The organism is Thalassotalea atypica, assembly GCF_030295975.1.
Taxonomy (GTDB): Bacteria; Pseudomonadota; Gammaproteobacteria; order Enterobacterales; family Alteromonadaceae; genus Thalassotalea_F; species Thalassotalea_F atypica.
The window spans coordinates 1,098,040-1,110,244 of sequence record NZ_AP027364.1; the positions used below are offsets into that span (position 1 = coordinate 1,098,040).

General features: G+C 41.0%; 11 protein-coding genes. 4 read left to right on the forward strand and 7 right to left on the reverse strand.

Features of this window, described 5'->3' with window-relative positions; genetic code table 11:
• Both QUE03_RS05070 and ribBA read left to right on the forward strand, forming a co-directional pair.
• Complete coding sequence (locus QUE03_RS05070; protein ID WP_286265764.1) at nt 1–663, forward strand: riboflavin synthase; 663 nt, start codon at nt 1–3, stop codon at nt 661–663.
• A gap of 9 nt (nt 664–672) precedes the next feature.
• A complete protein-coding gene (gene ribBA / locus QUE03_RS05075) occupies nt 673–1,782 on the forward strand; it encodes a bifunctional 3,4-dihydroxy-2-butanone-4-phosphate synthase/GTP cyclohydrolase II (RefSeq protein WP_286265767.1) in 1,110 nt (369 codons plus the stop codon).
• A gap of 91 nt (nt 1,783–1,873) precedes the next feature.
• Here ribBA and tpx read toward each other — a convergent pair whose 3' ends face one another.
• On the reverse strand, nt 1,874–2,509 hold the full coding sequence (tpx, locus tag QUE03_RS05080) for a thiol peroxidase (RefSeq protein ID WP_286265769.1): 636 nt from the start codon (nt 2,507–2,509) through the stop codon (nt 1,874–1,876).
• Nucleotides 2,510–2,723: 214 nt separating this feature from the next.
• Between tpx and QUE03_RS05085 the strand changes: the two genes are divergently transcribed.
• The gene (locus QUE03_RS05085; protein ID WP_286265773.1) at nt 2,724–3,863 is read left to right on the forward strand and encodes a response regulator; all 1,140 of its coding nucleotides are present in this window, start codon (nt 2,724–2,726) and stop codon (nt 3,861–3,863) included.
• Nucleotides 3,864–3,865: 2 nt separating this feature from the next.
• Complete coding sequence (locus QUE03_RS05090) at nt 3,866–4,831, forward strand: sensor domain-containing diguanylate cyclase (RefSeq protein ID WP_286265775.1); 966 nt, start codon at nt 3,866–3,868, stop codon at nt 4,829–4,831.
• A gap of 91 nt (nt 4,832–4,922) precedes the next feature.
• On the opposite strand, the gene QUE03_RS05095 is transcribed toward QUE03_RS05090, so the two are convergent.
• Genes QUE03_RS05095 through miaB form a run of 6 tightly spaced genes read right to left on the reverse strand, consistent with a single transcriptional unit; the run spans nt 4,923 to nt 12,115 of the window.
• On the reverse strand, nt 4,923–6,572 hold the full coding sequence (locus QUE03_RS05095; protein WP_286265777.1) for an amidohydrolase: 1,650 nt from the start codon (nt 6,570–6,572) through the stop codon (nt 4,923–4,925).
• Between the two features lie 46 nt (nt 6,573–6,618).
• Nucleotides 6,619–8,187 (reverse strand): apolipoprotein N-acyltransferase, encoded by a 1,569-nt coding sequence (lnt, locus tag QUE03_RS05100; protein ID WP_286265778.1) that lies wholly within the window; start codon nt 8,185–8,187, stop codon nt 6,619–6,621.
• 4 nt (nt 8,188–8,191) lie between these two features.
• Nucleotides 8,192–9,076, reverse strand: a complete 885-nt coding sequence (locus tag QUE03_RS05105) for a CorC family transporter (RefSeq protein ID WP_286265780.1) — start codon at nt 9,074–9,076, stop codon at nt 8,192–8,194.
• Nucleotides 9,077–9,106: 30 nt separating this feature from the next.
• Nucleotides 9,107–9,559, reverse strand: a complete 453-nt coding sequence (gene ybeY / locus QUE03_RS05110) for an rRNA maturation RNase YbeY (protein WP_286265782.1) — start codon at nt 9,557–9,559, stop codon at nt 9,107–9,109.
• Nucleotides 9,552–10,646 carry a PhoH family protein gene (locus tag QUE03_RS05115; protein WP_286265784.1) on the reverse strand — a complete coding sequence of 365 codons (1,095 nt, stop codon included), beginning with the start codon at nt 10,644–10,646 and terminating at the stop codon, nt 9,552–9,554. Before QUE03_RS05115 ends, ybeY begins: the two co-directional genes overlap by 8 nt.
• 14 nt (nt 10,647–10,660) lie before the next feature.
• Nucleotides 10,661–12,115, reverse strand: coding sequence for a tRNA (N6-isopentenyl adenosine(37)-C2)-methylthiotransferase MiaB (miaB, locus tag QUE03_RS05120; RefSeq protein ID WP_286265786.1), 1,455 nt, complete (start codon nt 12,113–12,115; stop codon nt 10,661–10,663).
• Nucleotides 12,116–12,205: the final 90 nt, after the last annotated feature.

The following is a 12,205-nucleotide window of genomic DNA, read 5'->3' on the forward strand; positions in this document are numbered from 1 at the left end:
ATGTTTACAGGAATTATAGAAGCAAAAGGTCAAATTAAGGCCATTAATATCAATGGTGAAGGTGCTCGCGTTACTGTCGCTGTTGGTAAGCTCGACATGAGTGATGTCAACCTTGGTGATTCGATTGCAACAAACGGCGTGTGCTTGACGGTGGTTAGTTTTGACAACACTAGTTTTAGTGCCGATGTTTCAAAAGAAACGTTGACTCGTACAGGCTTTACCCATTATCACATCGGACAAACGGTTAATTTAGAAAAAGCGATGTTACCAACCACGCGCTTCGGTGGTCATATTGTTTCAGGCCATGTAGATGCGGTAGGAGAAGTTTTATCCGTTGTCGATAATGGTAACAGTACCGAGTATTGGTTATCGATGAGCGAAGACATTGCTCTCTATGTTGCCGAAAAAGGATCAATTACTGTAGACGGGATCAGTTTAACGGTCAATGCGTTATCCGCAGATAAATTTAGACTTACGATTGTGCCGCATACCGCGCAAGAAACGATTATTAGTCAGTACCAAGTAGGCACCAAAGTGAACTTGGAAGTTGATGTTATGGCTAGGTATATCGAACGTTTATTAACGAAAAATTCAAATAAAACGCAAGAGAAATCAGGCGTTACTGAAGCTTTGCTGATGCAAAGTGGCATTATTACGAAATAAGAGGTTGTCATGCAATTAAATACCCCACAAGAAATCATCGAAGACATTAGATTAGGAAAGATGGTTATCTTAATGGATGATGAAGATCGTGAAAACGAAGGCGACTTCATTATGGCCGCCGAAAAAGTAACGCCGGAGGCAATCAACTTCATGGCGACCCATGGTCGCGGTCTTATTTGTATGCCAATGAGCCGTGAAAAATGTGAAACATTAAAGTTACCGTTAATGGTCGACAAAAATGATGCACAATTTACCACGAACTTTACTGTATCAATCGAAGCTGCTTACGGCGTGACTACGGGAATTTCAGCCGCTGATCGTGCAACAACCGTGTTAGCGGCATGTGCTAAAGATGCAGATCATCACTCCATTGTTCAACCGGGACATATTTTTCCGCTCATTGCTAAAGACGGTGGCGTGTTAAACCGTGCTGGCCATACCGAAGCAGGTGTTGATGTTGCTCGCATGGCAGGGTGTGAACCTGCGGCGGTTATTGTAGAGATTTTAAATGAAGACGGCACTATGGCGCGCCGCCCTGATTTAGAGCAGATTGCTCAAAAGCATGACATTAAAATGGGCACCATTGCTGACTTAATCGAATACCGAAATGCAACTGAAACGACCATTGAACGTATTTCAGCGTGTAAGTTACCAACCGCATTTGGTGAGTTCGATTTGACTGTATTTAAAGACACCATCGACGGTCAAGCACACTTTGCTTTAACAAAAGGGGAGATCAGCCCTGATAAACCAACATTAGTGCGTGTTCACTTAGAAAATACGTTTAGAGACTTACTCTTTAGCCAACGTGATAGCGTGAATAAGTGGCCAATAGGCACAGCCCTTGAACGTATAGCTCAAGAGGGCGGCGTCTTAGTGTTACTAGGTAAGCATGAGTCACCTGAATCATTGATTACTCAGGTTGAAAAGTATGCCAAGCTAGATGCTGGCGAAACGATTAAAGAAGTAGAGCGCCATGTTGGTTCAAGAAATGTTGGTGTTGGCTCACAAATTCTTGCCAATTTAGGTGTTTGTAAGATGCGCTTACTTAGTGCTCAAACTAAGTATCATTCGTTGTCTGGTTTCGGACTTGAAATTGTTGAGTATATTGCGGATTAGTTTTCTTAATTCATAAGTGATAGTTAAACAATAAAAAAGGCTAAGTATTACTTAGTCTTTTTTATTTCTGCTACTTCATAACAACGTAAAATTATTGACTGTCGTTGGTCTCGTTCACTGCCTCTGGTTGTTCAATGTTCTCTTCAGGTAAGGCTGGTAGTACCTCAGTAGAGCTTAAGGCTTTTAAGGTTGCAATTGCATCGTCATATTTCGGATGCTGAGAAATATTTTCAACAAGCTCTTTGTAAGCCACTTTTCCTTGCTCATCAATAATAAAGATAGCTCGAGTAAGCAACCCCATGTCTTTAATCAATAACCCGTATTTGCTGCCAAAATCACGCCACACGGCATCTGAAAGTACTTTGACTTTATCGACACTCTCCGTTTTGCAAAAGCGCTTTTGTGCAAAAGGTAAATCGTTGCTAATGGTTAACATTGCGATGTTATCCGGTAAGTTGGCAACTTCCTCGTTAAATCGCTTAGTTTGCAATGAACACACGCCAGTATCTAAACTTGGTACAACAGAAATCAACACGGTCTTATCTTTGAAATCTTGCAATGTTACCGGTGCAAAGCTGTCGTTGACCACTTTAAAATCAGGTGCTGTATCACCTTCAGCGACTTGGGTGCCAAGTAAAGTGACATATTTGCTACCTGCTTTAACTAGATCACTCGTTTCTGTTAACGGTTCGTGATTCACCGTGTTAGCGAAACTAGTACTAATCATAAGAGCACTAAATGTACATGAGTATAGTAATGTTAAAATTTTCATAAATCGTTGCCTATTAGGGTTTCTATGGCGATAAGCTTACCTTTGTCCTCCTTAAATTGCCATTAAATCGTGCTTTGAACGGGATTTTTACTTCAGCTAACGCTATAATCTAACTTGTTATAATTTCTACATTTCTTGCACGTTAATAATACGAGGTAGAGTCGAAACGATGTCAACAAAATTACTGATTTGTGATGACTCAAATATGGCGCGAAAGCAGGTGGCACGGTCGTTACCTGACAACTGGGATGTTGAAATAAGTTTTGCTGCTGACGGGGTCGAAGGAATTGAAGCAATTAAAGCGGGTAAAGGTGATGTACTCTTACTTGATTTGAACATGCCTAAAATGGATGGCTACGAAGTACTACAGGAAATTATAGATCAAGATCTCAATACATTGACTGTGGTGATTTCTGGTGACATACAGCCAACGGCTCATAAACGAGTCACCGGTATGGGTGCACTTGATTTTATTAAAAAGCCTGTCAGCAAAGAAAAACTAACTGAAATATTAACCAGTTACGGTATTTTTTCAGCTTCAGATGTTATTCAACCGGAAGGTTCAGGTACTGACGATGATCAAGTGAGTGTTATTGAGTCAGGTGTAAAATCAACTAAAACAGCCGGACGAGAAGATAAGGTTAAGTTACCTGCGTTTACGCAATCACCGACCAAAATTGATATGGTCGCGCCTGTTGAACGCCAAGAGATAGTATTATCAAATGATTTAAGGGATTGTTATCAAGAAATTGCTAATGTCGCAATGGGACGAGCAGGTGACTTACTTGCGCGTTTGCTTGATGTGTTTGTGCTTCTCCCTATTCCCAATGTCAATCTGATTGAGGTCAGTGAATTAAGCATGGCGTTGTCATCAGTTGCTAGCAATGACAGTACCTCGGGGATTTGCCAAGGCTTTATCGGCGCGGGTGTGAGCGGTGAGGCATTACTGATCTTAAACGATTCGAGCTTTAAAGATGTTGCCCAATTGATGGGCTTTGACGGTGAATTAGATGAATCTACTGAGCTTGAACTGTTGATGGACTTAGCTAATACCCTCATCGGAGCATGTCTCAATGGTGTATCTGAACAATTGGATATGTCTTTTAGTCAAGGACATCCGGTCGTGTTAGGACAGCATAGAACGGTGACGGAGCTAATTGCGACTAACGCGTCAAAATGGAAACAGACCCTTGCCATAGAAATTAGCTACAACATTGAAAATTATCCGATTAAGTGTGATTTATTGATGTTATTCACGGAAGACTCAATGCGCACGCTTAACAATAAAATTTCTTACTTACTGGATTAGTTATGTCGTTACAAGCAACACAATTAAATGAATTACATTGGCTGATGGAAATGCTCCACAACATTGATGTTGGCTTGGTAGTGCTAGATCGCGATTATAACATTCAGATTTGGAACGGTTTTATGGAAAATCACAGTGGCTTATTGCCACGTGAAGTTAAAGATCAAAACTTGTTTTCCTTGTTTGATGAAATTCCACAAGATTGGTTTACACGTAAAGCGGAGTCGGTTTTTTTATTGAAAAACAAAGCATTTACTATTTGGGAACAACGCCCCTATGTGTTTAAGTTTCAAAACTATCGCCCAATAACCGGCACTGCTGATTACATGTATCAAAACTCAACTTTTATCCCTTTGCTATCCGCAACGGGTGAGGTGACGCATTTATGTTTGATTATTTATGATGTGACAGACAATGCGGTACATAAACAAGATCTTGAAAAAGCCAATGAGGAACTTGCAATTTTAAGCCAAACGGACGGTTTAACTAAGCTATTTAACCGTACTCACTGGGAGTCTTGCTTAAAGGCTGAATTTAAACGCTGGACGCGTAGTCAGCATGCTAGCTGCTTGGTAATGTTAGACATCGATCACTTTAAGAAAGTAAATGATAATTATGGTCATATGGTTGGCGATGAAGTGATCAGGCATATATCGTCATTAATTCGAGAGCATGTTAGAGAAACTGACACTTCAGGACGTTACGGTGGTGAAGAGTTTGCCATCTTATTGGCAGATACCAGTTTAAAAAATGCTTATATTTTTGCTGAGCGCTTGCGCAAGGAAGTAGAAGCAGCGGTTGTACAATATAATGACATTGATATTAATTATACTGTGAGTATGGGAATTGCTGAAATAGATCCATCAATAAACACGTATGAAGCGTGGATAGAGTGTGCTGACGCTGCGCTTTATAACTCAAAAGAGACAGGGCGGAACAAAATCTCTTTACATCCACAGCAAAAATAGACTGTATTACAAAACAGTAAACAGTAAACAGTAAACAGTAAAAAGCAAAAAAACGCGCTTAATGCGCGTTTTTTTATGGAAAATGTTTTGCCTAATATCGGCTAAACACTTGTTTACCGTTTACCCATGTCGCGAGCACTTTGTTTTGCCAAATTGTGCTTGGTTCTTGAGTGAACATGTCTGCGTCTACTAAAATAAAATCTGCTTTTTTCGCTGGCTCTAATGTACCGACAATATCTTCTTGATGGCCCGCGTAAGCTGCATCAATAGTAAAACTCTTTAATGTTTCTTCGTGGCTGAGTTTCTCCGATGATATCCAGCCTCCCAAAGGCTGGTTATGGCGATCTTGACGTGTGATCGAAGCATGTAAACCATAAAATGGATTGGTCGGCTCAACAGGAAAATCAGAGCCATTCGCGATTTTTGCGCCGGCATTAAGTAAACTGCGCCATGCGTAAGCACCTTTTAAGCGTTTTTTACCGATGCGGTCTTCGGCCATGTTCTTATCACTGGTTGCATGGGTAGCTTGAATTGAGGCTATTACGTTTAGTGATTTAAAGCGCGGAATGTCTTCGACACGTAATACTTGTGCATGCTCAATGCGGTGCCTTAACGCTTTGCTGTTGGTTGATGCTATATGCTGTTCGTATTGATCTAACGTCAAGCTGTTAGCATGATCGCCAATAGCATGGGTGTTAACTTGAAAGCCTGCTTTCATGGATTGTTCAATATAATAACTCAATTTTTCATTGGTATGCAGTAATAGACCTTTATGATTGGTTTTGTCTGAATAATCTGCATGCATGGCCGCGCCACGACTGCCTAGGGCGCCGTCCGCTTGAATTTTTACACTGTTAAAAGCAAAGGTTCCATCTGCACTTTTTATTTGCCCTTGTTTGAGTCGTTGTTGCCAGTTGTCACTTGGCAAATAAAGCATGGCATTAATTCGAATCGGCATTGCTTGCTCATTTGCTATCTCATTGAATATCTCAATATTCTCGCTGGTAACCCCTGCGTCATGAACGCTTGTCAAGCCGACGCTGGCGAGCTTATTCATTGCTTTAATAAGTACATTTTTTTGTTCATTTCTCGATAGCGCAGGGATCTTAGAAAATATTAAATCCATGGCATTATCGACAAATACACCATTAGGCGCTCCAGAAGCGTCTTTAATAATTTCTCCACCATTAGGCGATAATGTTTGCTTGGTGATGCCTGCAATTTCCATGGCTTTTGAATTTGCCCAGCCTGCATGACCATCAACACGACTCAAAAATACGGGTGTATCGGGAAAGTACTTATCTAGTGACTTTGCCGTTGGAAATTGATTTGATGGCCACTGTACTTGGTTCCAGCCACGCCCCTGAATCCACTTTTGTTCTGGGTTTTCTTTTTGATAATCAACCACACGGCTGATTGCGTCTTTTTCTGATGTGCTTCCAACAAGATCAACACGTTGGAGCGATAAGCCATAATTTAATACGTGACCGTGGGCGTCAATTAATCCTGGTAACATGGTTGCGCCTTTACCATCGATTTGCCTAATATCTTTTGAATTGGGTAGGGCGGTGTTTTTGGAGAAAACACGATCTATAGAGTCATCGGTGAACTGAATGGCGTTAAATTGGCTCAGCTCACCATTTTTAATGGTATAGCCTTTAACATTGTGAATTAGAGTAGTGTCCGCAATTGCTGAATTTACCAGCGTTAAGCTGATGATAGCAGTGATTATTTTTTTCATTATTGTCCTGTCAGTTTTAAGGCAGCGACAACTATATTATGCTTTTTTAACTATTCGGCAAGGATAAGTTAGGAGAGTTTTTACGCTGGCTTAGCATTATTGATATAAACAAAATAAACGAGAGTATAAAAGTCGGATAGCGCTCAAGATAGCTGAACGGTGTTCTTCCCGAAACTAACGGCACATCTGCCTTTAACACTGCTTCTTCAAATTGTGGAATTCTAGCAATGTATTGTCCTTGATGATCAACGATGGCGGTAATACCAGTATTGGTTGAGCGTAATAATGGGCGACCAAATTCTAATGCGCGCATTCGAGCAATATCCATGTGCTGATGCGGTCCATGCGAGTCGCCAAACCACGCATCATTACTTACAGTTAATAGGAGGTCTGTTTGATTGGTAAAGTTTGCGGCGAGTTGCTCTGGAAAAGCAATTTCAAAGCAAATCAATGGAGCGATATGCAAGCCTTGCGCTATTAGGTTAGGTTGTACGTATTGTCCACGGGTAAATGAAGATTGAGGCAGGTTAAAAAATGGTGCTAACGGGCGCAGAAATTCCTGAAATGGAACAAATTCGCCAATCGGCAATAAATGGTGTTTGTAAAATCGGTTACTGCTGGGGTAGTAGTAGCTGCCCTCGGTATCGTCTTGATATTTTTTTCCTAGCACCACCAAACTGTTAAAGGCTTGTTTAGACTCCATGTTATAATCCAAAATGCCGGTAATGATGGCTGCATTATTTATCGCAGCTCCTTGATTAGCAATATCTAAAAATTCCCCAGCCAAAGGCTCGACTGTTGGAATAGCAGACTCTGGCCAAACGACGATATCTGCATCATAGTTTTTGCGTGTTAAGTCCAAATATTTGAGCATGCTTGGCCATTCTTGCTCAGGAGCCCACTTTAACTCTTGGGCAATGTTACCTTGCACTAAGGCAACTTTCTTCACTTGTTGTGTTGGCTCTGTCCATTCAATTTGCCCGACAGTTGCGATAACAGCAACTATAGCACCTAGTAAAAGCAACGATCGTTTTTGCTGTTGTCTTTTTAATAAAGACGTGAATGCTGTAACAATCACCAGCATGGCCAAAGTGATACCAACCTCGCCGATCACAGGCGCCAACACTGACAGTGGACTATCTATTTGACTATAGCCCAAGGATAGCCATGGAAAGCCGGTTAAAAACCAACTTCTAAGCCATTCGGTAAATATCCAGCATGGAACAAATAGCCAATAAAAATAGTACGTACCGTGCGCAAATCTCGCTGATAAAAAACCAGCAATAGCAGGGAATATCGCAAGGTAAAGGCATAGCATCAGCATAAGCGTTAATGATATGGCTAGGGGCATACCACCAAACTGATCAATGCTAACGTGAACCCAGCTAATGCCACTTGCAAACCAGCCAACACCAAAAATAAAGCATTGCTTTGTTGTTTCTTTTACCGAGCTGAGATCTAAGTGGTAAAAGAACAGCGGTAGTGCTAAAAACACCAACCACCACTGTGAATAGGGGGCATAAGCGAAAACAAGACTTAGCCCTGAAAAAAAGCTAAGCCAGTTATTCTTAGAGATGCAATTACGCTTGATGCGCGTAAAAACCGAGTCGAACATAAAGTTAATCAGTTATCTTACCGTTAATTTCATGATCTTTAGGGATGGAAATTTGTAGTGTTTGCAGACGTCTGCTGTCAGCGGAAACTACTTTGATATCAAAATCACCAATTTTTGTTTCTTCGCCTTTTTGCGGCATGTGGCCAAACTGATGTAATACTAAGCCACCTATAGTGTCAGCATCATCATCAGTTTTATCAAAATTACAATTAAAGTACTCATCAAAGTCTTCTAAATCGGTTAATGCTTTAACCTGATAGACATTGCTGGCTAAGTGCTTAATTTCTTCGTCGATTGCTTCATCGGTTTCATCTTCTATTTCACCGACAATTAATTCTAGAATGTCTTCGATAGTCACAACGCCAGATACACCGCCATATTCATCAACAACGATTGCCATATGATAGCGCTTTGAACGGAATTCTTTTAACAACGACTCGACTTTTTTACTCTCTGGTACAATCATCGCAGGGCGAATAACGTCTTTAATACAAAAAGAAGGTGTATTGCCATTAAAGCCAAAAGCTAATAAATCTTTAGCGAGTAAAATCCCTTCAACATCATCAAGGTCGTCGTTAACTACGGGAAATCTAGAGTGCGCAGATTCTAAAATGGTTGGAAGAAATTCATCCAATGATTGATTAATATTAAGAGTTACCATTTGTGAGCGCGGGATCATAATGTCTCGAACACGCATTTCAGCAACTTCCAGAACCCCTTCAATCATTTGTTTGGTTTCTGGCTTAATTAAGTCTCTGTCTTCAGCATCGTTAATGACATTAACTAATTCGTCTTTATTTTGCGGCTCTCCTGTAAATACTTGAACTATCTTGTCGATAAAGGATTTATTGGCAGAGCCGTTACTAGAGTGAGGGTTGTCGTCGCTCATAGAGCTTTTTTATTTCCTATAAAAATTTAATTAAATTTCTTCGTAAGGGTTATTAAACCCAAGTTGAGACAGAATGTCTATTTCTAGCGATTCCATTTCTTGTGCTTCATCATCACTTATATGATCAAAGCCCAATAAATGCAAGCAACCATGAATCACCATATGAGCCCAATGGGCATTTAGCGCTTTATTTTGCTCGTTCGCTTCACGTTCGACTACTTTCGCACAAATGATTAAATCACCAAGCAAATTTAGCCCAATACCTTCAGGTACTTCAAATGGAAAAGACAAGACATTAGTTGGCTTATCTTTTTCGCGATATTGAAGGTTTAAGGCTTGGCTTTCTGCTTCATCGACAAGTCGAATAGTTAGTTCAAATGCGATGTTGTATTTTGCTAAAGCGGCTTTGGTCCAACATTCAAACTCCGCATTCGTTGGTAGCTTGTCGTCTTCAGTCGCACGTTGAATGTCCAGTTCAATCACGAGGCTTGTTTACCGTTGGCATTGCTTGAACATTGCTGTTTTCATTAGCTTTAGCGGCGGCAAGTTGCTCTTGTCGCTTTTTCTCTTGTCTTAGTTTTGTCATCTTTTCTTCATGAGCCTCATAGGCTTCAACAATGCGCGCAACTACTGGGTGTCGTACAACATCTTTTGATTGGAAGAAATTTAGGCTAATACCTGGAATATCATCAAGAACTTCAATACAGTGGCGTAAGCCAGACTTTTGACCACGAGGTAAATCGACCTGCGTGATATCGCCAGTGATCACCGCACGAGAGTTAAAACCAATACGGGTTAAGAACATCTTCATTTGTTCAACCGTGGTGTTTTGGCTTTCATCTAGAATAATAAAAGCATCATTTAGGGTACGACCACGCATGTAGGCTAAGGGCGCAATTTCTATCACGCTACGCTCAATCAGCTTTTCAACTTTTTCAAAACCGAGCATTTCAAACAAGGCATCATAGAGTGGGCGCAAATACGGGTCTACTTTTTGTGACAAATCGCCTGGTAAGAACCCTAGCTTTTCACCAGCTTCCACGGCAGGGCGTGTCAGTAGTATACGTCTAACTTCTTGGCGCTCTAATGCATCTACTGCACAGGCCACGGCAAGATAAGTTTTACCAGTACCCGCAGGGCCAATACCAAAAGTAATATCGTTAGTGAGTACGTTTTGAACGTAACCCGATTGATTTTGGTTGCGCGGCTTGACCACACCACGTTTCGTCTTAATGGTGACCATTTTTTCGTAGTCAACATCAACTTTGGTTGGCTCTTGCTCAAGAACGTCAGCATTTAAAATGGCTAAATGCACCATTTCAGCTGAAACGTTATTGGTTTCACCTTTTACTGCTTGAGTTTCCACATAAAGTTGTTTCAAAATTTTTTCAACAGCTTTGTTGCTTTGCTCTGGACCGATAATTCTAAATTCATTACCCCGATAAGCGATTTCAACACCTAAACGTTTTTCAAGCTGTTTAAGATTATCGTCAAGAGGGCCACAAAGATTTGCCTGTCGATGATTATCAACAGGCTCTAATTTAAAAGTTATACTATTTACTGTAGTCAAAAAAATATCCGAATTTATGGAGTATAAGTGCCAACACCGAGTTCATCGGTACCATTAGTACTCGCTTTTGCGCTGGCACTATGATGGCTATTGGCTAAAATATCTGAAGGGGAATGCGCAATACGAAGGCCCATGTCTTTTTCTTCACGAACCAAGTCACCACGTAATGAGTTAGCGTAAACATCGGTGATCTTCACATCAACAAACTGGCCAATAACATGATGAGGCGCTACAAAGTTAACAATACGGTTGTTCTCAGTACGGCCGCGAAGTTCCATAGGGTTCTTCTTCGATGGGCCTTCAACGAGGATACGTTGCTCAGTGTTTAACATTTGGCGAGCAATACGCAATGCCTGTTGCGTGATGCGATCTTGCAATATTTGCAAACGCTGCTTTTTAACTTCTTCACTGATGTCATCAGGTAAATCAGCGGCAGGTGTACCTGGTCGAGCGCTGTAGATAAAGCTAAAGCTTAAATCAAAATCAATGGCTTTGATTAAATCCATTGTTTGCTCGAAATCTTGATCTGTTTCACCAGGGAAACCAATGATAAAGTCAGATGACATACATAAATCAGGACGTGCTTTTTTCAGCTTTCTGATTTGAGATTTATATTCAATAGCGGTATGTCCGCGCTTCATCTGTACTAAAATACGGTCGCTGCCGCTTTGTACTGGTAAATGCAAGTGACTTACCAATTCTGGTACGTCTTTATACACTTCAATAATGTCGTCAGTAAACTCAACAGGGTGTGAAGTGGTGTAGCGAATGCGGTCAATACCATCAATGGTGGCGACTAAACGCAATAATTCTGAGAATCGGCAAATACTGCCGTCATGAGCGTCACCACGATACGCATTAACGTTTTGGCCTAGTAAGTTAACTTCACGTACACCTTGTTCAGCAAGTTGGGCGATTTCATATAACACGTCATCAAGCGGGCGGCTGACTTCTTCGCCGCGTGTATAAGGCACTACGCAGAAGGTACAGTACTTTGAGCAACCTTCCATGATCGAGACAAATGCACTAGGGCCTTCAGCTACAGGCTCTGGTAAGCGATCAAATTTTTCAATTTCAGGGAAACTCACGTCAACAACAGGCGCTTTGTCCCCAGTGACTTGTTGGATCATTTCTGGGAGACGGTGCAAGGTTTGTGGACCAAAAACCATATCGACGTATGGTGCACGAGCACGAATAGCATCACCTTCTTGAGAGGCAACACAACCACCAACACCAATGATCAAATCAGGGTTATCGTTTTTTAAGTTTTTCCAGCGACCTAACTGATGAAACACTTTCTCTTGTGCTTTCTCTCGAATTGAGCAAGTGTTTAATAAGATTACATCAGCATCTTCAGCTTCTTCAGCTAACTCTAATCCATGGGTTGAGTCTAAAAGTTCTGCCATTTTCTGCGAGTCATACTCGTTCATTTGACAGCCCCAAGTCTTGATATACAGCTTCTTACTCATCAACTAATTGCCTAAAATTTAATCACGTATTCTATAATCGGAGGCGTATTTTACTCTTTCTTTTGGCTAGACGCTAGTTGCTAAATTGTG

What these genes read in the sequence shown, in the direction of transcription:
- QUE03_RS05085 (WP_286265773.1), top strand. Translation starts at nt 2,724, where the DNA reads ATGTCAACAAAATTACTGATTTGTGATGACTCAAATATGGCGCGAAAG.
- QUE03_RS05090 (WP_286265775.1), top strand. Translation starts at nt 3,866, where the DNA reads ATGTCGTTACAAGCAACACAATTAAATGAATTACATTGGCTGATGGAA.
- ribBA (WP_286265767.1), top strand. Translation starts at nt 673, where the DNA reads ATGCAATTAAATACCCCACAAGAAATCATCGAAGACATTAGATTAGGA.
- QUE03_RS05070 (WP_286265764.1), top strand. Translation starts at nt 1, where the DNA reads ATGTTTACAGGAATTATAGAAGCAAAAGGTCAAATTAAGGCCATTAAT.
- lnt (WP_286265778.1), bottom strand. Translation starts at nt 8,187, where the DNA reads ATGTTCGACTCGGTTTTTACGCGCATCAAGCGTAATTGCATCTCTAAG.
- QUE03_RS05105 (WP_286265780.1), bottom strand. Translation starts at nt 9,076, where the DNA reads ATGAGCGACGACAACCCTCACTCTAGTAACGGCTCTGCCAATAAATCC.
- tpx (WP_286265769.1), bottom strand. Translation starts at nt 2,509, where the DNA reads ATGATTAGTACTAGTTTCGCTAACACGGTGAATCACGAACCGTTAACA.
- miaB (WP_286265786.1), bottom strand. Translation starts at nt 12,115, where the DNA reads ATGAGTAAGAAGCTGTATATCAAGACTTGGGGCTGTCAAATGAACGAG.
- QUE03_RS05095 (WP_286265777.1), bottom strand. Translation starts at nt 6,572, where the DNA reads ATGAAAAAAATAATCACTGCTATCATCAGCTTAACGCTGGTAAATTCA.